We start from the raw sequence: 19,767 nt of genomic DNA on the forward strand, positions 1-19,767 counted from the left end.
GCGGGATGTCCAGGAACCAGCGGCGGCGGACGGCCAGCGGATCGAAGCGACCGGGACGGCCCAGGGCGGCCCAGGCGGCGTACCGGCCGACCAAGTCGGTGCGTACGACTCGGCACGGGGAGAAGGAGCCGCGGCCTCGCCCGGCTCGGCTGAAGTCCTTCGGCTTCGGACTCGCGGTGTTCCTCGGTGCCGTCGCCGTCATCGCCGCGCTCGTGCTCGGCCCGGGCCGGGTGGCCGACAGCTGGTGGCGGGAGGTGGCTCCGCACTGGCCGGGCGGCGGGTACGGCTTCACGGTCAGCGCAGGGCTTCTTTCGCCGCTGGCACCCTCGCTGGCCGCCTGGGCGCTCTTCGGCACCGACTTCAAGCGCCACAGGGCGCGTTCGGTGGGTCTGGTCGCCCTGTCGTTGCCGGCCGTCGCGGCGACGGTGATGTTCTTCGCGATCGCCGCCCAGTCCTGGCCGCCGAAGGGCCGGCGGAGTTCCTGTGGCGCCTACGACACCTACTGCTGGATCGATGCGCACTATCCCTGGGCCTGGCTCGTCGGCGGCAGCAGCGCGGTGCTGGGCATGTACCTCTTCGGGCAGGTCGGCGGCCTGTGGCGGCGCACCCGCGGACGCTTGGCCAAAACGACCGGGCCCGCCGCGGAGGCCAGCGGCGAGAATGGAGCCGGTGACCCGGCGCCCGCCGCGTCCGACCAGAGAGAGGGCAGGCAACCGTGAATCCGGCACCCCGCGACCGGCTGACCGTGACCACCGCGCCCCGGGCGCCCGAGCCGCCGGTGCCGCACGCGGCGGTCGGGGTCGGGGTGATCGTCACGGACGAGGAGGGGCGGCTGCTGCTCGGGCGGCACCGTTCGGGGGTGCACGAGCTGCCGGGCGGCAAGGTGGAGGGCGGGGAGCCGGTCGCCGAGGCGGCGGTGCGTGAACTCGCCGAGGAGACAGGCCTGGTGGCCCTCGCGGAGGACGTCGAGGTGCTCGCGATGCTGCTCGACGAGGTCGGCGGGGTCACCCGGGTGACGATGGCGGCGCGGGTGCACCGCTTCACCGGGCGCCCCTACGCGGCCGAGCCGCACCTGGTCTCCCGCTGGACCTGGCACACCCCCGAGCGGCTGCCCTCCCCGCTCTTCGTACCGAGCGGCCAGGTCCTCAGCACCTGGCGCCCCGACCTGCCGATCGCCCACCCGGAGGTCAGCGTCTACCACCTCACGCAGACGGCGGCGCAGTGGTAACCCGGTCGGGTGGGGGCGGGAGTTGGGGCAGCGAGGGCTCAACTGGCCAGTGCGGGTGACTGGTTGGCGGATCCGCCCGGTTCCGAGCCTGGGCCCGGACTGCCGGCGAGTGGCCGCTCCGCTCCCCCCAAGCTCCCCGACCCTTCCGAACCCCGCTCTCCCCGGCCCCTCCCTTCCCTACTGCTTCTCCGCCTTCTTCTCCATCCTGGCCTTCGGACGGCCCGCCTTCTCGTTCTCCGAGATGTACGAGAGGTCGTCGCCGGTGCGTACCAGGTGGACGGTGTGGGCGTTCTTGGTGCAGGTCGCCGCGCTGTCCGGCCTGCCCTGGCCGGTGGCGACGACCTCCTGCGGGGTGCTGTGGTCCAGCTTCAGGTCCACCTCGCAGACACCGCCGAGCGGGTCCGTCTGACGCATCACCGCGAACTTCTTGCCGGGCGTTCCCTGATGCACCGTCAATTTGAAGGTTCCGAGCGGGAGTTCAGTGCCCCGGCTGTACGCGGGCCCCTCCCAGGTGCCGAGGTACGCGGCGGGCACCTGCGTGGAGGCGGCGCCGCCGGTGCTCGGTTCGCCGGGGCTGCTGGCACCGGGGGCCGGTCCTGCGTCCTGGGACGAGTCCGAGTCGGAGCCCGGCATCAGGTCGAAGACGAAGACGGAGCCGAAGGTCACCGCCGCGAGCGCACCGGCCACCGCGAGCGCGACCGTACAACTGAGCTTGCGGCCACGGCTGTTCGGACCCACGGCGGTGCTGTGCGCGTCCACCGTCACCGAGAGCCGCCCGGGACCGCGGCGCGTCTCCCCGCCCGCCGGACCGCCGGTCCCGCTTTGCGGCTCACTGCCACCCGTCGCGTACGAAGGCACCCCGGTGGCCGCGGGCGCGGGCCAGGCGGGCGCGGCGGCCAGGTCTCCGTACGAGGGGTCAGGGGGGCCGAAGACGCCGGGCTGGGGCGGGGCAGTCCCCGGGAGCCCGGAGGCGGAGCCCGGGGCCGAGGCGTGCCGGGCGGAGGCGCCCGAGGCGGCGGAGTCGGAAGCAGCGGGGTCCGGGGCGCCGGAGTCGAGGGCAGCGGAGTCCGGGGCGGCAGCCCGCCGGGCGGCGGGGTCCGGAGCCCCCGGCCGCGGCGGCGCCGAAGGCGGATCGGTGGGACGTGGTGGGGCCGAGGACGCCTGGGGCGGGTCGGCGGTGGTGGCCTCCAGGTCGAGGAGGCTCACGGCGGTGCGGCTCACCTCTTCCATCAGGCGGCGCGGCAGCCAGCCCCCGGTCATCAGCTGCCGGGTGCCCTGCGGGGCCAGCGCCCGGGCCAGCTCAGCCGGGGCCGGGCGCGCGGCGGGGTCCTTGGCCAGGCAGCGGGCCGCCAGTTCGCGCAACTCCCCGGTCAGGGCGCGCAGTTCGGGCTCCTCGTGCACCACCTTGTACAGCAGCGCCGCCGAGGTGTCGCCGGGGAACGGGGGCAGGCCCGAGGCCGCGTAGACCAGCACGGCACCCAGCGAGAAGACGTCGGCGGCGCCGGTGACGCCCTGGCCGAGGATCTGCTCCGGTGCCATGTAGCCGGGTGAGCCGATGGAGGCGCCGGTGGAGGTGAGCGAGGTGGTGCCGTCCACCGCGCGGGCGATGCCGAAGTCGATGAGCCGGGGGCCGTCGAGCGCGAGCAGGACGTTGGAGGGCTTGACGTCCCGGTGGACCAGCCCGTGGGCGTGGACCTCGGTGAGCGCCTCGGCGAGACCGGCGCCGAGGACGCGCAGCGCCTGCTCCGGCAGCGGCGAGGGCTCCGGGGACCCGGCGACCGCGTGGGTGAGCGAGGGCCCGGCCACATAGCCGGTCGCCACCCAGGGGACCGGGGCGTCCGGGTCGGCGTCGAGAACCGGCGCGGTCCAGGCCCCGCCGACCTTGCGGGCCGCCGCCACCTCGCGCCGGAACCGGGCGCGGAACTCCTCGTCCAGGGCGAAGTGCGGATGGACCACCTTGACGGCGACGGTGCGCCCGCCCGTGCTGCGCCCCAGGTAGACGCGCCCCATGCCGCCGGAGCCGAGCCGGCCGAGGAGGCGGTAGGGGCCGATGGCCGCGGGCTCGTCGGCGTTCAGCGGTTGCACGGCGCTGTCCCCCACGCGATGGCCTCCCCCTGCTGTCCGGCTGCACCGAGCAGCGTAGGCCCTGCACGGTTCCGGGGGCAGAGGCGGCCAGCCGCGGGAGCCCCGGGGCCCTGCCGGGGGGCCGCGCCTTGCCCGCGGGCAGGGGCCGGGCGGTGCGCCTGCCTCTCCGGCCCACACCGCCCCACTCCGGCCCCCGTCCGGTTCCTGCCTGTTCCTCTCCAGACCCTCTCCAGGTCCTCTCCGGGTCCTCTCCCGGTCCTCTCCATGGCAGCGAATTCACCGGTTCCGGTTCCGGTGAGGGGCGCGTACGAGGACGCATCCGGAGAGTGCGGTACCCGTCCGGGGCCGTCCGGCAGGGCCCTTCCCTCTCACGGAGCGGAAGAGTTCATCGAGCCGTCGCACCGCTGCCACAGGGAATTCGCATTCCGGTGGGCGGGAAACTCGCGAGGGCTTCGGGAGACCATCGGGCGGCGACTCGGCGGAAAGCCCTCGGCGGCGCGCGGACGGAAAGGCTTCGGGTGCGCGGCGAACGCTCGGAATAAATGATTCCGCTTGACTGTCACACGTCTGGCATTCCGGTCGGGTGAATTCCGCCATTGCCCGCGGGGCCCTCGCGGCTCGCGCCCGGCACCCCTCGGACCGCGAAGCTCCCGGCGACGCGCCGAGGCCCCGGCAACCGCTTTCCGCCCGCAGCGAACGGCCCTCGGAAGACGACCCGACCCCGGACCCCGGCGACGGTCGCGGCACCGACCCGGCACCGGCAGATCGCGGCCCGGCGACACCCGAGGCAGCCCCCGCGCCCGAGGCAGCCCCGGCGACAGCCGAAGGCCCCCCGGGAGGCGCCCCCGCCGGCGGGCTCAGTCGTGCAGCAGGTCCACCCGTACGTCCGCGGGGAAGCCCGTGGTCGGGCCGACCCGGCGGGCGAACTCCCGTACCGCGGCGAGCTGGTGGTCGCCGAAGCGGAAGTCGAGGGTGGTGAAGTAGCGCTCCAGGACGTCCTGGTCGAAGAGCTCCCAGCGCGCCGCCTGCTCCGCGACCTTGGAGACCTCGGCCAGCGAGAGGTCGCGGGAGGCGAGGAAGGCGCGGTGGACCTCGCGTACCGCCTCGGGCTCGCGCTCCAGATAGGCGCGGCGGGTGGCCCAGACCGCGAAGACGAAGGGCAGCCCGGTCCATTCCTTCCACAGCCGGCCGAGGTCGTGGACCTGGAGGCCCAGCTTCGGCCCGTAGTGCAGATTGGCGCGCAGCGCGGCGTCGCCGATCAGCACCGCGGCCTCGGCCTCCTGCATCATCAGGCCGAGGTCCGGCGGGCAGGTGTAGTACTCGGGGCGCACCCCGTAGCGCTCGCCGAGCAGCAGTTGCGCGAGCCGCACCGAGGTGCGCGAAGTGGAGCCGAGGGCGACCCGGGCGCCGTCGAGCTGCTCCAGCGGGCCCTGCGAGACGATCACGCAGGACATCACCGGGCCGTCGCAGCCGACCGCGATGTCGGGCAGCGCGACCAGGTCGTCGGCCGCCTTGAGGAACTCCACGAGGGTGACCGGGGCGATGTCGAGCTCGCCCTCGATCAGCTGCCGGCTGAGCTTCTCGGGGGTGTCCTTGGTCAGCTCCAGGTCGAGCAGGGTCCCGGTGCGCGCGAGACCCCAGTAGAGGGGAAGGCAGTTGAGGAACTGGATATGGCCGACGCGCGGCCGGGTGCGGCGGGGGCCTGGCACCTGTTCTGCGGCCGGCGGCTGTGCGGCGGCCGGTCCGGCGAGCGAGTCCGCGGGAGAATTGTCCACATCGCGAGGCTAGCCCTCGTGCGGTACGGTGCGAACTCCAGGGTGGTCCGGCGGCGCCGCGCGCCGCGTGCGTCCGCCCGGGTCCGGCGGAGCCGGGGCCCTCTTCGGGGCGGGCGGTACGGATTCGAGGCCCGCCCGGCGCCACGCGCACGACACCCCACCGGGGCAGAAAAGTCAGATCATTTAAGGGCCGCCCGACGGTCCGGCGTTACCCCGATCCTCGCGATCGTCAAACATCCGGGTGACGTGATCTTGCCCTCTATCGCTTTCGGCTGCCCGCGTGCTAGGCTGAACGCAAGTTGCAGTTTGGTTTCCCTTGCAGTACTAAAGCCTGCGGAGCATGTAACCCGCAGGCTTTCGTCGTTTTCAGACTTTTGCAGTTGTTACAACAGCAGGTTCTGGAGCAGGGCAACCCTTTGGCCCAAGGAGGGCTTATGGCTACCGGAACCGTGAAGTGGTTCAACGCCGAAAAGGGCTTTGGTTTCATCGCCCAGGAAGGCGGCGGCCCGGACGTCTTCGTTCACTACTCCGCGATCAACGCGAGCGGATTCCGTTCTCTCGAGGAGAACCAGGCGGTGTCCTTCGACGTCACGCAGGGCCCGAAGGGTCCGCAGGCGGAGAACGTCACCCCGGTGTGATCCAGGTTCCCGAGGCCACTCGGGAGCTGATCCGGAACGGATAAGTAGTACCCAAGGAGCCCCACCCCCGTCTCGTGCGGTACCACGGGGCTCCTGCCTTACGCAGCAAGTGCACAGACCCCACTGCTCCGGCAGCCGGGCGACCTCCTTGCGGCACAGTGCCCCGCCTCCACCGGCACCACGGAGGCGGGGCATCCGCATGCCCGGGTGTGCTCCCGGGTGTACGTGAGTCCGCGCCGCCCCGCGAAGCGGCCCGCCCACCGCTCGTACCGCCACCGCTCGTACCGCCACCGCTCGTGCAGCTACCGCTCGTACAGTGCGTCGATCTCCCCGGCGAAGTCGCGGACCAGCGCCTCGCGCTTCATCTTCTGCGAGGGGGTGAGATGGCCCGCCTCCTCGGTGAACTGGCCCGCGAGGACGGCGAATTTGCGGATGGACTCGGGGCGGGAGACCAGCTTGTTGGCCTCGTCGACGGCGCGCTGCAGGGTCTCGTGCAGCTCCGGGTCCTGGGCGAGCCGCTCCAGCGGGACGTTCTTGCGGCGCATCTGCTGCCAGTGCGCGATGCCCTCCGGGTCGAGGGTGAACAGCGCCCCGACGAACGGCCGGGCGTCACCGACCACCAGGCACTGGCTGACCAGCGGGTGGGCGCGCAGCCAGTCCTCCAGCGGGGCCGGGGCGACGTTCTTGCCGCCGGTGGTGATCAGCATCTCGCTCTTGCGTCCGGTGAGGGTCAGATAGCCGTCGGCGTCCAGGCTGCCGAGATCGCCGGTCGGCAGCCAGCCGTCCTCGGTGGCGGGCACCGCGGCGCGGGTCTGCGCGTCCCAGTACCCGGCGAAGACCTGCGGCCCCTTCAGGAAGACCTCGCCGTCCGCCCCGAGCCGCAGCCGCGCGCCGGGCATCGGCCAGCCGACCGTGCCGAGGCGCTGCTGCTGCGGCGGGGTCACGGTGACGGCGGCGGTGGTCTCGGTCAGCCCGTACCCCTCGAAGAGCTCGATCCCGGCGCCGGTGTAGAAGGTGCCGAGCCGCCGCCCGAGCGGGGAGCCCCCGCTGATGACGTACCGCACCCGGCCGCCGAGGGCCGCGCGGATCCGGCGGTAGACCAGCGGGTCGTACACCCCGCGCGCGAAGCGCAGTCCCGCGCCGGGGCCCGGTCCGGTGCCGAGCTGCTGGGCCTCCGTCTCCTCGCCGTAGCGGCGGGCGATACGGGCGGCCCGGTCGTAGGAGGAGACCCGGCCGAGGCGTTCGGCGGTGGCGCGGCCGGTGTTGAAGACCTTCTCCAGGACGTACGGGATGGCGAGCAGGAAGGTCGGGCGGAAGGAGGCGAGGTCGGCGAGGAGGTCCTCGGTGGCGATGCTGGGCGCGTGGCCGAGGCGCACCCGGGCGCGCAGGCAGCCGAGCGCCACCATCCGGCCGAAGACATGGGAGAGCGGCAGGAAGAGGAGGGTGGCGGGCTGCTCCTCGCTGGTCGCGCGGAAGATCGGGTGGAGCAGCTCCACGGCGTTGTCGATCTCGGCGAAGACATTGCCGTGGGTGAGGACGCAGCCCTTGGGGCGGCCGGTGGTGCCCGAGGTGTACATCAGGGTGGCCGGGTCGGCGGGGCCGAGCCGGGCGCGGCGGGCCGCCAGCTCGGCGTCGGTGACCCCGGTGGCGCGCCCCAGCTCCGCGAGCCGCCCGAGGTCGCCCGCCTCGAAGGCCCAGACGTGCGCGAGGTCGGCGAGGCGGTCGCGTTCGGGGCCGAGGGCGGCGGCCGCCGCGGCGGTTTCGACGGCGAGGGCGACGGCCCCGGAGTCCTGGAGGATCGCGCGGGTCTGGAAGGCCGAGGAGGTCGGGTAGACGGGGACGGTGACCAGCCCGGCGGCCCAGGCGGCGAAGTCGAGGAGGGTCCACTCGTAGCGGGTGCGCGCCATGATCGCGAGCCGTTCGCCGGGGGCGAGGCCCTGCGCGATCAGGCCCTTGGCGAGCGCGGCGACCTCCTCGGCGAAGGCGGCGGCGGTGACGTCCTGCCAGCGGCCCGCCGCGTCCTTGCGCGCGAGGACGGGCGCCGCCGGCTCCTCGCGGGCGTTGTCGAAGGGGATGTCGGCGAGCGAGCCGCGCACCGGCGGCGCGGCCAGGGCGGGCATGCCGACCTCGCGTACGACGCCGTCGACGGACTTCTTCTGCGGTGCGACGAGGGCGGGCAGCGAGGACGCCTTACGGGGCACTTGCACTCCTTTGCGTACAGCGGTTGCGGGACCGTATGCGACGGGAGCTGTGCGGGACAAGAGCGGGGACGGCGGGGGCCGGGGCGGAAAAGGTGAAGGTGAGCGGGGGTGGGGCGGCCGGTCGGCGCCTCCTCGGCTCCCGGTGCCCTGCCGCCCCGCCCCGCGCGCCCGCCGCGGCTAGACCTTCTCCAGGACCGCCGTGACGCCGAGTCCGCCCGCCGCGCAGACCGAGATCAGCCCGCGCGAGGGGCCCTCGCGCTCGGCGAGCAGCTTGGCCAGGTTGGCGACGATACGGCCGCCGGTGGCCGCGAAGGGGTGCCCGGCGGCGAGGGAGGAGCCCGCGACGTTGAGCTTCTCGCGGTCGACGGGGGCGAGGCCGCGCTTCTCCCAGGCCGCGAGGGTGGCCAGCACCTGGGAGGCGAAGGCCTCGTGGATCTCGATCAGGTCGAAGTCCTCGATGCCGAGGCCGGCCCGCTCCAGCATCCGCGGCACCGCGTAGGTGGGCGCCATGAGCAGCCCGTCCTCGCCGTCCCGCACATCGCCGTTGACGTAGTCGACGGCCGCCGTCTCGTACACCGTCAGATAGGCGAGCGGGCTGAGCCCGCGGGCCTCGCACCACTCCTCGCTCGCCAGCAGCACCGTGGAGGCGCCGTCGGTCAGCGGGGTGGAGTTGCCGGGGGTCATCGTCGGCTCGGGGTCCCGCACGCCGTAGCAGGGCTTGAGCGTGGCGAGCTTCTCCAGGGTGGAGCCGGGGCGCAGGTTGTTGTCGCGGGCCAGTCCGCGGAAGGGGACCACCAGGTCGTCCTGGAAGCCGCGTTCGTAGGCGGCGGCGAGGTTGCGGTGGCTGCGGAAGGCGAGTTCGTCCTGCGCCTCGCGGCCGATGCCCCACTTGCGGGCGGTGATCGCGGCGTGCTCGCCCATCGAGAGGCCGGTGCGGGGCTCCGCGTTCTCCGGGATGTCCGGCACGATGTGGCCGGGGCGGATCCGGGCGAGCGCCTTGAGGCGGGCCCCGGTGGTCTTGCCGCGGCGGGCCGCGAGCAGGGTGCGGCGCAGCTCGTCGTTGACGCCGAGCGGGGCGTCGCTGGTGGTGTCGGCGCCGCCCGCGACACCGGAGTCGATCTGCCCGAGCATGATCTTGTTGGCGACGGCGATGACGGCCTGGAGCCCGGTGCCGCAGGCCTGCTGGAGGTCGTAGGCGGGGGTGGAGTGGTCGAGCGCCGAGCCGAGGACGGTCTCGCGGGCGAGGTTGAAGTCCCGGCTGTGCTTGAGGACCGCCCCGGCGACGAACTCGCCGACCGCGCCGGGCCCGGACAGCGAGTACCGCTCGGCCAGCCCGTCCAGCGCCGCGGTCAGCATCTCCTGGTTGGAGGCGGTGGCGTAGGCGCCGTCGGAGCGGGCGAACGGGATACGGCTCCCTCCGACCACGGCGACCCGCCGGATCTGGGGCAGGCGGGCGTCGGGGGCCTTGTCCCCGGGGCGGTACTGCATCTCGACCAGCTCCTGACTCTTGAGTAACCTTACTCAGAAGTAAATTTACGACCGAGCAGGGAGTTGGACAATGGCCGACCGCTACTTGAACTTCACCGGCACCGGCGCGGGCCGCTTCCTCACCAGCAGGCTGGGACTGCCGCAGCCCGTCCCGCTCAAGCGGTACAGCGACAGCAAGCCGGACCTCGGCGGCCCCCTGCTGCACCTCACCGCGGGCGGCTCCGCCCTCGCCGACCCGCTGGAGGAGGTGCTGCGCCGCACCGGTCTGCCGGTGCAGGCCGAGGCCGAACGCCCGGCCGCCGTCGTCCTCGACGCCACCGGCGTACGCGACGTCGCCGCCCTCGCCGAGGTGCACGCCGCCCTGCACCCGGTCGTCCGCTCGGTCGCCGCGAGCGGCCGGATCGTGGTCCTCGGCTCGGTGCCGGACCCGGAGGACCACCACCAGGCCGCCGCCCAGCAGGGCCTGGAGGGCTTCGTCCGCTCGCTCGGCAAGGAGAGCGGCAGGGGCCGCACGGTGACCCTGGTGCGCACCGGCTCGGCCGCCGCGGCGGAGTCGACGCTGCGTTTCCTGCTCACCCCCAAGTCCGCGTACGTCAGCGGCCAGGTGATCGAGGTCTCCGGCGCAGGGGCCGCGGAGGTGACCGCGCCCGCCAGCTGGGCCCGCCCGCTGGAGGGCAGGACCGCCCTGGTGACCGGCGCGGCCCGGGGCATCGGCCTGGCCGTCGCCGAGACGCTGGCCCGGGACGGCGCCAAGGTCGTGCTGCTCGATGTGCCCGGCGCCCAGGCCGACCTGGTGAAGGCCGCCGACCGGCTGGGCGGCAGCGCCCTGCCGCTGGACATCACCGCCGAGGACGCGGGCGAGCACATCGCCGGAGCCCTGCCCGAGGGCCTGGACATCCTGATCCACAACGCGGGCATCACCCGGGACCGCAAGCTCGCCAATATGCCCGCCGAGCGCTGGGCCTCCGTCCTGGAGGTCAACCTCGCCTCGGTGCTGCGCACCACGGACCACCTGCTCAAGGCGGGCACCCTCGGCCGGGGCGCCCGGATCGTCGCCACCGCCTCCATCGCGGGCGTCGCGGGCAACGTCGGCCAGACCAACTACGCGGCGAGCAAGGCCGGGATCATCGGCCTGGTGCGTTCGCTGGCGCCGCGCGCCCTCGCCGAGCACGGGGTGACCGTCAACGCCGTCGCCCCCGGCTTCATCGAGACCAAGATGACCGCCGCGGTGCCGCTGATGATCCGCGAGGCCGGCCGCCGGATGAACTCGATGGCCCAGGGCGGGCTGCCGGTCGACGTCGCCGAGACCATCGCCTGGTTCGCGAACCCCGCCTCCGGCGCGGTCAACGGCCAGGTCGTCCGCGTCTGCGGCCAGAGCCTGCTCGGCGCCTGAGCCCGCCCTCCGCCGCGGCCGCCCGACCCGGCCGCGGCGCCGGCGCGCTCATGGAACGCGCCGACGCACTCACGGAAACGTACGGAGAACCCATGCCGCACCCGCAACCAGACCCGCAGCCGCCCGCCGGGGACCGCCCGCGGACGGTGACCCTCGGCGGCCCGCCCTCGCTGGCGCCGCTGCTCGCCCGCGGCGCGCTGCTCTCGCCGCTGAAGAAGGCGGGCCCGGGCGCGGTGGCGCCGCCGACCCGGATCGTGCTGCCGGGTGCCCGGGCCGACGCCGGGCGCCTCGCCGCGTACGAGGAGATCTGCGGTTTCGCACCCGACCGGGCGGCGCTGCCGGTGACCTATCCGCATCTGCTCGGCTTCCCGCTGCAGATGCTCCTGATGTCGGAGCGCGCCTTCCCGCTGCCGCTGCTCGGCCTGGTGCACACCTCGATCAGCATCGAGCAGCACCGCGCCCTGCACCCCCTCGCCGAGTCCGAAGTCACCGTCTACGCCGATCAGTTCGCACCGCACCGCCGGGGCACCGAGGCCCATCTGGTGACCGAGGCCCGGGTGGACGGCGCCCTGGTCTGGGAGTCGCGCAGCACCTATCTCGCCCGGCACGCGGTACCCGCCGAGCAGCGCGAGCGCGCGGACGCCCCGCAGGCGGACGCCCCGGACCCGCTGAAGCTGCCCGAGGCCGCCGAGTGGCGGCTCCCCGGCGACCTCGGCCGCCGCTACGGCGCCGCCTCCGGCGACCGCAACCCGATCCATCTGCACCCGCTGACCGCCCGCCTCTTCGGCTTCCCGCGCGCCATCGCCCACGGCATGTGGACGGTCGCCCGCTGCCTGGCGGCACAGGGAGCCACCGGCCCGGTGCGGGTACGGGCGGAGTTCAAGGCCCCGGTCCTGCTCCCGGCCACGGTGACCTACGCGGCCGAGGGCGGCGACTTCGCGCTGCGCAGCGGGGAGCGGGTGCATCTGACAGGGCGCGTGGGCGCGTTGGGCTGAGGGGGAGAGGGCGAGGGCGGTACGGGGCGGCGCACGGCCGGAGGCTGTCCCGGCGCCCGGCAGTCTCACCGCTCACCCCGCCGCCCCCGCAGCTCACCCCGTCGGCTGGGCCGCGGCCGCCGTCCAGGGGCGGCCCTCCAGGAGGTTGCCGAGTCCGGCCCAGGCGAAGTTCATCATGGTGGCCGCGGCCTGGTTGGCGCCGGTGGCCGAGGCCTGGTCCGCGCTCATTCCGCCCGTACGGGAGTCGGTCAGCGCCCAGCCCGCGAGCGACTCCGCGGCGCCGACCAGGGCCTGCGCCAGGGCGACGGCTTCGCGTTCCTTGCCCTCGGCACCGGCGGGCGGCCCGGGCAGGGGGCCGTGCTGCGCCTGCTCCCGGTGGGCGGCGTGGATGAGGGCGGTGACGAAGCTGACCATGTCCTCGCGCACCTTCGCGGCGGCGGTGGCGAAGGGCTCGTGCGTGCGGGCCCGGGTGTGGAACACCGCCCAGCCGTCCGGGTGTTCGGCGGTGTGCAGGAAGAACGACCGCAGCCCGTCCCAGAGTTGGCGGTCCGCGGGCTGGCGTACGTCGACGCCCCGCAGCACCGCGGTCATCAGCGCCCGGGACTCCCGCTCGACGCAGGCGCTGAACAGCTCTTCCTTGGAGTGGAGATAGAGGTAGACGAGCGGCTTGGACACCCCCGCGCGCCGGGCGATCTCGTCCATGGAGGCGGCCTGGTAGCCCTGCGCGGCGAAGACCCGTACCGCCGCGTCGAGCATCTGCTTCTCGCGGACGGCCCGCGGCATGCGCCGGTTGCGCGCCGCCTTGGGACGAGCGGATCCCGCCGCCCCCTCGGCCGCCCCGCCGCCCGCCGCGCCCTCCCGCCTCACCGCACCCACGCCAACGCCCCTTCACCCCCGCGGTGTTCACAGGACGCACGCCGCGGCTCCCCGTGATGGTCACCGGCCAGGGTACGCGGGCCCGGTGCGGCCCCCGGTTACGCGCGCGTCAATTGCCGTACGTGGGCGGGTACATGGGCGCTCGGCACGGAACGTACGGCTTCGCGGCGGGAAAGTACGGCTTCGCGGCGAGGGGCCGGGCGCACGAGAGGCGAGGGTCTGGACGTACGGCAGACGAAGAGCTGGACGTACGGCGGACGAAGAGCTGGACGCACGAAAGGCGAAGAGCTGGACGTACGAGAGGCGACGGCCCCCGTACGCGAACCCGCGAGCCGGGCGGGTGTCAGCTCGTCTGCCCGTGGGCGCGGGCGGCGTCGTCGGCGAGGTCCTCCTGGCTGCGGCTGGCCTCGAAGCCGTCCTTGGCGCGCTGGACGCGGGCGACGATCTGCTCGGAGGCGCGGTCGCGCTGGCCGCGCAGCACCACGAAGCTGATCGGCGCGGAGAGCACCAAGGCGAGCAGCAGGATCCAGAGGTAGTTGGAGTCGCCGAGGCCGCGCGGCGCGATTCCGGTGGCGACCAGACCCCAGACCACCAGGAAGCAGCCCGCGAAGATCCCGAGGCGCATCAGCGTGTAGCGGAGCATGTCGTTTCCGTCTCCTGTCCGGCGGTGCGGCCCGGCGGGACGGCGCCGGGCATCACTCCAGTGAAGCACGCGGCGGCGGCAGTCCCGGAACGGGGTGGAGCGGGGCCGGGTGCGGCCGGAGCACGCGGCCGGGCCCGGCGGGGCGGCTCAGCGCAGCGGGAGCAGCAGGGTGATGTCGTCGCGGTCGTCACCGGGGGCGACGCGGATGGCGCCCGGGACCCGGCCGACCTCCTTGTACCCGCAGGACTCGTAGAAGCGCTCGATGCCCATGCCGCCGCGGCAGGTGAGCCGGATCGCCTCGATGCCGTCGAGCTCGCGGGCCGAGGCGGCGGTGGCCGCCATCAGGGCGCGGCCGTAGCCCTTGCCCTGGTGGGAGGGGTGGACCATCACCGTGTAGACCCAGATCCAGTGCCGCATCAGCCGGTGTGTGGTGTGGGTGAGGAAGGCGGTCGCGGCGACGGCGCCGCTCCCGTCCCGCCCGACGAGCAGCCTGCTGCGGCCCTCGGCCACCTCGTGCAGGGTCTTGATCAGCATGGGCCGGATGTCGTCCGGCACCACCGGCGGGACGAATCCGACCGCCCCGCCCGCGTTGGTGACATCCGCCCAGAGCCCGAGCAGGCCTTCGTGCAGCTCGGGGGTGAGCGGGGGGTCGAGGGTGAAGGTAAGGGCCATCTGGGCAGGGTAATTATTACCCGCCAAGGCGCTCAAGGGGGTTTCGGGGTGGTACGCACCACGCGTGCGGTACGCACCACGCACCCCCGGTCGGGGCAGCCGCCCCGGATCCCGGACCCGGCCCTCGGACTCGGGCTCAGGCCAGGACTCGGGCTCGGACTCAGACCCGCATGGCCTGCGGTACTTCCCGCCGCCCGCGGTCCGGGCCCTCGAACTCGCGGATGATCTCGTACCGCGTGTTCCGCTCGACCGGCCGGAAGCCCGCGTCGCGGATGAGGTCGAGCAGGTCGTCGCGGGTGAGCTTGTTCGGGGTGCCGTAGTCGTCGGCGTCGTGGGTGATCTTGTACTCGACGACCGAGCCGTCCATGTCGTCCGCGCCGTGCTGCAGGGCGAGTTGGGCGGTCTGTACGCCGTGCATCACCCAGAAGACCTTGACGTGCGGGACGTTGTCGAAGAGCAGCCGCGAGACGGCGAAGGTCTTGAGGGCCTCGGCGCCGGTGGCCATGGTGGTGCGGGCCTGGAGCTTGTTGCGGACCTTGCCGTCCTTCATGTCGACGAAGTCGTGCTGGTAGCGCAGCGGGATGAAGACCTGGAAACCGCCGGTCTCGTCCTGGAGTTCCCGCAGCCGCAGCACGTGGTCCACGCGGTGGCGCGGCTCCTCGATGTGCCCGTAGAGCATGGTGCAGGGGGTCTTGAGGCCCTTCTCGTGGGCGAGGCGGTGGATGCGCGACCAGTCCTCCCAGTGGGTCTCGTGGTCGACGATGTGCTGCCGGACCTCCCAGTCGAAGATCTCGGCGCCGCCGCCGGTGAGCGATTCGAGTCCGGCGTCGATCAGTTCGTCGAGGATCTCGGAGGCGGGCAGCCCGGAGATCTTCTCGAAGTGGTGGATCTCGGTGGCGGTGAAGGCCTTGAGCGAGACCTCGGGCAGCGCTTCCTTGAGGGCGCTGAGCGAGCGCGGGTAGTAGCGCCACGGCAGCTTCGGGTGCAGCCCGTTGACGATGTGCAGCTCGGTGAGGTTCTCGCCCCGCATCTCCCCCGCGAGGCGTACCGCCTCCTCGATGCGCATCGTGTACGCGTCCTTCTCGCCGGGCTTGCGCTGGAAGGAGCAGTAGGCGCAGGAGGCGGTGCAGACATTGGTCATGTTGAGGTGGCGGTTGATGTTGAAGTGGACCACATCGCCGTTCTTGCGGGTGCGCACCTCGTGGGCGAGACCGCCGAGCCAGGCGAGGTCGTCCGAGTCGTAGAGCGCGAGGCCGTCCTCGCGGCTCAGCCGCTCGCCCCCGCGGACCTTCTCCTCCAGCTCGCGCTTCAGCCCCGCGTCCATGCGCCGACCGCCTCTCCTTCGTCCGTGCCCCGTACCGCCGCCACCGTACTCCCTGCTCGCGCGCCGTCCGCCGCCCCACCGGGGACGGCCGCGCTCACCCGCGCCTCACTCGGCCTCGGGCAGCTCGCCGACCCGGTTCTCCCACTTGGTGGAGAGGGCGACCATGGTGCGGGTGCGGGAGATCCCCTTGATCGCGGAGAGGCGGCGGATGGTCCGCTCCAGGCCGTCGACGTCGCTGGCCCGCACCTTGAGCATGAACGAGTCCTCGCCCGCGATGAACCAGCAGTCCTCGATCTCGCCGAGGTCCTTCAGCCGTTCGGCCACGTCCTCGTGGTCGGTGGCGTCCGAGAGGGAGATGCCGACCAGGGCGGTGACCCCGAGGCCGAGCGATTTGGAGTCGACGGTGGCCCGGTAGCCGGTGATCACCCCGGCGACCTCCAGGCGGTTGATGCGGTCGGTGACGCTGGGGCCGGAGAGGCCGACGAGGCGCCCCAGTTCGGCGTACGAGGCTCTGCCGTTCTCACGGAGTGCCTGGATGAGCTGCCTGTCCACGGCGTCCATAGGTCGATGCCTTTCCTTCTTCTGCAATGCCCGCAGTTTTGGTGTAGAATCTAAGGCACACAGGGTCCGACACCCTGTGAATCTTCGCCGAACTGGCGACGAAGCATTCAATCGTTCAGCAACGATCATTCAGGAGTGAGTTACCCCGTGTACACGATCGAGATGGCGTACGCCCGCATGCGCGAGCTGCAGGACGCTGCCCACCGCTCGCGTGTTCATCAGTCCGCCTCCCCGCGCCGCGCCGCTCTCGGCCGCAGGCGCACCGCCAAGAAGCGCTGACCTGCCGGGCCGGGCCCGCGCCCGGCCCTTTCGCGCTGCCCTCGCGGGAACCGGCACCCCCCGGTTCCGCCCGGCGCCCCGGCGCCGGGCAGCGGTCAACTCTCCCGCGCGCCACGTGAGAGCTCTCCCTCCCAGCGGCGGTACAGGCCGTGCGGCACACCCGCCGCGTCGAGCACCCGCCCGGCGACGAAGTCCACCAGATCCTGCAGGTGGCTCGCGCCCGCGTAGAACGCCGGCGAGGCGGGCAGCACCACCGCGCCCGCCTCGTCCAGCGTCACCAGGTGCCGCAGCGTCTGGCCGTTCAGCGGGGTCTCCCGCACCGTGACGACCAGCCGCCGGCCCTCTTTCAGCGTCACGCTCGCCGCGCGCTGGAGCAGGTCCTTCGACAGCCCGAGCGCCACCCCGGCCACACAGTCCGTGGACGCCGGGACGATCAGCATCCCCTTCACCGGGTACGAGCCCGAACTCGGCCCGGCGGCAAGGTCACCCGCGCTCCAGTACCGCACGTCCGCGAGGTCCGCAGCGGAACCGAGGGGCTTGCCGTCCGCCCCGCGCGCGAGCCATGAGGCCAGGTCCTCCTGCCAGTGCGCGTCCCGGAAGGCGATCCCCGTCTCGTCGAGCAGGGTCAGCCGCGAGGCACGCGAGACGACCAGGTCGACGCTCTCCCCCGCAGCGAGCAGCGCCCGCAGCACCGCGGCGGCGTACGGGGTGCCCGAGGCCCCCGACACCCCCACGATCCAAGGCCGCCGCTGCTTCTCTCCTGGATTCACACCCCGAGCCTATCCGGCCACCCCGGGAGCCGAGGGGCGGACCCTGCCGGGTGCCCGGCGCGCGGCGGGCCTCAGGCGCCGGTGCCCGCCCGCCCGAGCCTGGCCAGGGCGCCGATCTCCAGGGCCGCCCACACCGCACCGTCCGGCCCGATCGCGATGCCGTGGGGTTCGGCGGCGGGGGTGGGCAGCGCGTAGTGGGTGAGCGCGCCCTCGGCGGTGATCCGGCCGAGGCGGTTGCCGCCCCACTCGGTGAACCAGGCCGCGCCCGCCGCGTCGGTGGTGATCGCGTGCGGCCGGGCCGAGCGGTCCGGCAGCGGGTACTCGGTGATCCGGCCGCCCGGCGCCAGCCTGCCGATCTGCCCGGCCCCGATCTCGGTCCACCAGACGCTGCCGTCCGGCCCCACGGCGATGCCGACCGGCGCGGCCCCCGCGGTGGGCAGTTCGTGGACCGTGACGGCGCCGTCCATGCCGATCCGGCCGAGCGCGTCGGCCTGGTTCAGGGTGAACCACATCGCGTCCCCCGCGGCGGCGATCGCGGAGGGGAAGGCACCGGCCACCGGCAGCGGGTACTCGGTGAACGTCCCCTCGGTGCCCAGCCGCCCGACGCGGTCCGCCGCGGTCTCGGTGAACCAGAGCGCGCCGTCCGGCCCCGCCGCGATGCCGAAGGGCCCGCACTCCGCGGTCGGCGGCGCGAACCCGGTGACCTCACCGGCCACCGTGATCCGCCCGATCCGGTGCGCCTTGTACTGCGTGAACCACAGCGCCCCGTCCGGCCCCGCGCAGAGCACGGTGGGACCGCTGTCCGGGTCGAGCCGGTGGCTGCGCGGCTCCTCCCCCGGGACGAGCCGCCCGATCCGCCCGCTGTGCACCAGGGTGAACCAGAGCGCCCCGTCGGGACCCGCGACGAGCGCGTACGGACCGCCGCCGGGATCGCAGACCGTGAACTCCTCGACCTCCGCGGCTCCTTCGGCTCCCGCGAACTCCCCGGCGGCCACGGGCACTTCGGCTCCCTCCCCCTCGATCTCCACGTACTCCTCCGCCTTTTCTCCCTCTCGAGGTGTCATCCCTGCCGCTCCTGTCCCTCGGCCGCGGCGATGCGCGCGATCTCCTGCGGGGAACCGGCCATCAGGGTGCGGGCGTGCGCGGTGACCAGCTCGGCGGGCCAGTCCCACCAGGCGGCCCGCAGTAGCCGCGCGACGTCCTCCGCCTCGAAACGGCGGCGGATCGTCCGGGCCGGAGCGCCTCCCACCACGGTGTAAGGGGGCACATCGGCGGTGACCACCGCCCCGGCGGCCACGATCGCGCCGTCCCCGATCCGCACCCCCGGCATGACGGTGGCCCCGTACCCGAACCAGACGTCGTTGCCGACCACCGTGTCGCCGCGGCTGCGCATCGTGGTGACCAGGTCGAGGGTCCGCTCGGCCCACTCCCCGCCGAACATCGCGAAGGGATACGTGGACACCCCCGTCGAGGGATGCTCCCCACCGGCCATCAGGAACCGGGTGCCCGCAGCGATCGCGCAGTACCTGCCGATGACCAGCCGCTCCGGCCCGTAGGCGTAGAGCACATTGCGCCGCTCGAACTCCCGGGCGCCCTCGGGGTCGTCGTAGTACGTGTACTCCCCCACCGCGATCTTCGGCGAGCTGACCAGGGGTCTGAGGAAGACCACCCGCTCGTGCGCGGGCAGCGGATGGACGACGGAGGGATCAGGTGCCAAGGCGGGTGTCCTTCGACGGGTCCAGAAGGCGGTCCGGGGCGCACCGACGGCGCCGTACGGAGTCTGGCCCAGGCCGCACGGCGGGGACAACGGAGTTTCGGCGGGGCGCCTGGGGCCGGCTGAGCGGTACCCGCCGGAGCAGGCGGCGAGCCGTTCCCCACGCCGGGACCGTGCCCGTCCGCGGCTCCGCGAGCGCCGCCCCTCGTCCGCCTCAGACCGTCAGCCCCCGCACCGCCAGATCCAGCAGCGCGCACCCGAACAGGGCGATCCCGATGAAGCCGTTGACCGTGAAGAAGGCGCGGTTCAGGCGGGAGAGGTCGTGCGGGCGGACGATCGCGTGCTCGTAGAGGAAGGCGGCGGCGACGATCAGCAGGCCGAGCCAGAAGAAGAGGCCGGCGCCGGTGGCCAGGGCGTACCAGACGAGGAGCGCCATGGTGATCAGGTGGCAGGCGCGGGCGCCGTGCAGGGCGGCCGGGATGCCGAAGCGGGCCGGGACCGACTTCACGCCGTGCGCGCGGTCGGCCTGGACGTCCTGGCAGGCGAAGATCAGGTCGAAGCCGCCGATCCAGACGCCGACGGCGAGGCCGAGCAGCACCGCCTCCCAGCTCCACGCGCCGCTGATCGCGAGCCAGGCGCCGATCGGGCCCATCGCCTGCGCGAGACCGAGGATGGCGTGCGGGTAGTGGGTGAAGCGCTTGCCGTACGGATAGACCACCATCGGCACCACGGCGACCGGGGCGAGCGCCAGGCAGAGCGGGTTGAGCAGGGCGGCCGCGCCGAGGAAGACGACGAGGGCGGCGAGCGCGCCGGTCCAGGCCGAGCGGACCGAGACCGCGCCGGTGACCAGCTCGCGGGTCGCGGTGCGCGGATTGCGGGCGTCGATCTCGCGGTCGATGATCCGGTTGCAGGCCATCGCGAAGGTGCGCAGTCCGACCATGGCGACGGTGACCAGGAGCAGCCGCCCCCAGTGCACGTTCTCGTCCCACTCGTACATCGCGGTCAGCGCGGCGATATAGGCGAAGGGCAGCGCGAAGACCGAGTGCTCGATCATGACGAGCCGCAGGAAGGCCCGCACCCTGCCCTCGGGCCGGGCGTCGCCGGGGCCGCCGAGGACCTCCTCCG

Annotated in this window: 19 protein-coding genes; 6 read left to right on the forward strand and 13 right to left on the reverse strand. The window is 73.5% G+C overall.

Annotated elements, in window-relative coordinates; genetic code table 11:
- The first annotated feature begins 5 nt into the window (after positions 1 to 5).
- Together HFV08_RS24500 and HFV08_RS24505 are read left to right on the forward strand one after the other, a co-directional pair.
- Positions 6 to 719 (forward strand): hypothetical protein, encoded by a 714-nt coding sequence (locus tag HFV08_RS24500; RefSeq protein WP_168542515.1) that lies wholly within the window; start codon positions 6 to 8, stop codon positions 717 to 719.
- Complete coding sequence (locus HFV08_RS24505; RefSeq protein WP_312885812.1) at positions 716 to 1,228, forward strand: nucleotide triphosphate diphosphatase NUDT15; 513 nt, start codon at positions 716 to 718, stop codon at positions 1,226 to 1,228. Before HFV08_RS24500 ends, HFV08_RS24505 begins: the two co-directional genes overlap by 4 nt.
- A gap of 177 nt (positions 1,229 to 1,405) precedes the next feature.
- On the opposite strand, the gene HFV08_RS24510 is transcribed toward HFV08_RS24505, so the two are convergent.
- Together HFV08_RS24510 and HFV08_RS24515 are read right to left on the reverse strand one after the other, a co-directional pair.
- Positions 1,406 to 3,313, reverse strand: coding sequence for a serine/threonine-protein kinase (locus tag HFV08_RS24510; RefSeq protein WP_168542667.1), 1,908 nt, complete (start codon positions 3,311 to 3,313; stop codon positions 1,406 to 1,408).
- Between the two features lie 857 nt (positions 3,314 to 4,170).
- On the reverse strand, positions 4,171 to 5,022 hold the full coding sequence (locus HFV08_RS24515; protein ID WP_168542669.1) for a menaquinone biosynthetic enzyme MqnA/MqnD family protein: 852 nt from the start codon (positions 5,020 to 5,022) through the stop codon (positions 4,171 to 4,173).
- 500 nt (positions 5,023 to 5,522) lie between these two features.
- Between HFV08_RS24515 and HFV08_RS24520 the strand changes: the two genes are divergently transcribed.
- Positions 5,523 to 5,726, forward strand: a complete 204-nt coding sequence (locus HFV08_RS24520) for a cold-shock protein (protein WP_003998944.1) — start codon at positions 5,523 to 5,525, stop codon at positions 5,724 to 5,726.
- 302 nt (positions 5,727 to 6,028) lie between these two features.
- Here HFV08_RS24520 and HFV08_RS24525 read toward each other — a convergent pair whose 3' ends face one another.
- The gene (locus tag HFV08_RS24525) at positions 6,029 to 7,933 is read right to left on the reverse strand and encodes an AMP-dependent synthetase/ligase (protein WP_376770708.1); all 1,905 of its coding nucleotides are present in this window, start codon (positions 7,931 to 7,933) and stop codon (positions 6,029 to 6,031) included.
- 171 nt (positions 7,934 to 8,104) lie between these two features.
- A complete protein-coding gene (locus tag HFV08_RS24530; protein WP_168542517.1) occupies positions 8,105 to 9,415 on the reverse strand; it encodes an acetyl-CoA C-acetyltransferase in 1,311 nt (436 codons plus the stop codon).
- Between the two features lie 70 nt (positions 9,416 to 9,485).
- Here HFV08_RS24530 and HFV08_RS24535 point away from each other — a divergent pair, with 70 nt between their 5' ends.
- Positions 9,486 to 10,808 carry a 3-oxoacyl-ACP reductase gene (locus tag HFV08_RS24535; protein WP_168542519.1) on the forward strand — a complete coding sequence of 441 codons (1,323 nt, stop codon included), beginning with the start codon at positions 9,486 to 9,488 and terminating at the stop codon, positions 10,806 to 10,808.
- 92 nt (positions 10,809 to 10,900) lie between these two features.
- On the forward strand, positions 10,901 to 11,803 hold the full coding sequence (locus tag HFV08_RS24540; RefSeq protein ID WP_168542521.1) for a MaoC/PaaZ C-terminal domain-containing protein: 903 nt from the start codon (positions 10,901 to 10,903) through the stop codon (positions 11,801 to 11,803).
- A gap of 93 nt (positions 11,804 to 11,896) precedes the next feature.
- Here the strand turns inward: HFV08_RS24540 and HFV08_RS24545 are convergent, their stop codons facing one another.
- The 5 genes from HFV08_RS24545 to HFV08_RS24565 form a co-directional block, all read right to left on the reverse strand.
- Complete coding sequence (locus HFV08_RS24545; protein ID WP_168542673.1) at positions 11,897 to 12,586, reverse strand: TetR/AcrR family transcriptional regulator; 690 nt, start codon at positions 12,584 to 12,586, stop codon at positions 11,897 to 11,899.
- Positions 12,587 to 13,022: 436 nt separating this feature from the next.
- On the reverse strand, positions 13,023 to 13,322 hold the full coding sequence (locus HFV08_RS24550) for a DUF4229 domain-containing protein (protein WP_168542523.1): 300 nt from the start codon (positions 13,320 to 13,322) through the stop codon (positions 13,023 to 13,025).
- A 147-nt stretch (positions 13,323 to 13,469) separates the two neighbouring features.
- Positions 13,470 to 13,994, reverse strand: a complete 525-nt coding sequence (locus tag HFV08_RS24555) for a GNAT family N-acetyltransferase (protein ID WP_168542525.1) — start codon at positions 13,992 to 13,994, stop codon at positions 13,470 to 13,472.
- A gap of 160 nt (positions 13,995 to 14,154) precedes the next feature.
- Complete coding sequence (mqnE, locus tag HFV08_RS24560; RefSeq protein ID WP_168542527.1) at positions 14,155 to 15,318, reverse strand: aminofutalosine synthase MqnE; 1,164 nt, start codon at positions 15,316 to 15,318, stop codon at positions 14,155 to 14,157.
- Positions 15,319 to 15,423: 105 nt separating this feature from the next.
- Positions 15,424 to 15,879, reverse strand: a complete 456-nt coding sequence (locus HFV08_RS24565; protein ID WP_040249697.1) for an Lrp/AsnC family transcriptional regulator — start codon at positions 15,877 to 15,879, stop codon at positions 15,424 to 15,426.
- A 135-nt stretch (positions 15,880 to 16,014) separates the two neighbouring features.
- Here HFV08_RS24565 and HFV08_RS24570 point away from each other — a divergent pair, with 135 nt between their 5' ends.
- Positions 16,015 to 16,158 (forward strand): hypothetical protein, encoded by a 144-nt coding sequence (locus tag HFV08_RS24570; RefSeq protein WP_168542529.1) that lies wholly within the window; start codon positions 16,015 to 16,017, stop codon positions 16,156 to 16,158.
- A 95-nt stretch (positions 16,159 to 16,253) separates the two neighbouring features.
- On the opposite strand, the gene HFV08_RS24575 is transcribed toward HFV08_RS24570, so the two are convergent.
- From HFV08_RS24575 to mqnP, 4 genes are all read right to left on the reverse strand, one after another.
- On the reverse strand, positions 16,254 to 16,928 hold the full coding sequence (locus HFV08_RS24575; protein ID WP_168542531.1) for a UbiX family flavin prenyltransferase: 675 nt from the start codon (positions 16,926 to 16,928) through the stop codon (positions 16,254 to 16,256).
- 71 nt (positions 16,929 to 16,999) lie between these two features.
- Positions 17,000 to 17,992, reverse strand: coding sequence for a Vgb family protein (locus HFV08_RS24580; protein WP_246342004.1), 993 nt, complete (start codon positions 17,990 to 17,992; stop codon positions 17,000 to 17,002).
- Positions 17,989 to 18,645 (reverse strand): CatB-related O-acetyltransferase, encoded by a 657-nt coding sequence (locus tag HFV08_RS24585; protein ID WP_168542533.1) that lies wholly within the window; start codon positions 18,643 to 18,645, stop codon positions 17,989 to 17,991. The genes HFV08_RS24580 and HFV08_RS24585 overlap by 4 nt, the downstream gene beginning before the upstream one ends.
- A 211-nt stretch (positions 18,646 to 18,856) precedes the next feature.
- A complete protein-coding gene (mqnP, locus tag HFV08_RS24590) occupies positions 18,857 to 19,696 on the reverse strand; it encodes a menaquinone biosynthesis prenyltransferase MqnP (RefSeq protein ID WP_246342025.1) in 840 nt (279 codons plus the stop codon).
- Positions 19,697 to 19,767 lie beyond the last annotated feature (71 nt).

The organism is Streptomyces physcomitrii (assembly GCF_012273655.1).
GTDB lineage: Bacteria > Actinomycetota > Actinomycetes > Streptomycetales > Streptomycetaceae > Streptomyces > Streptomyces physcomitrii.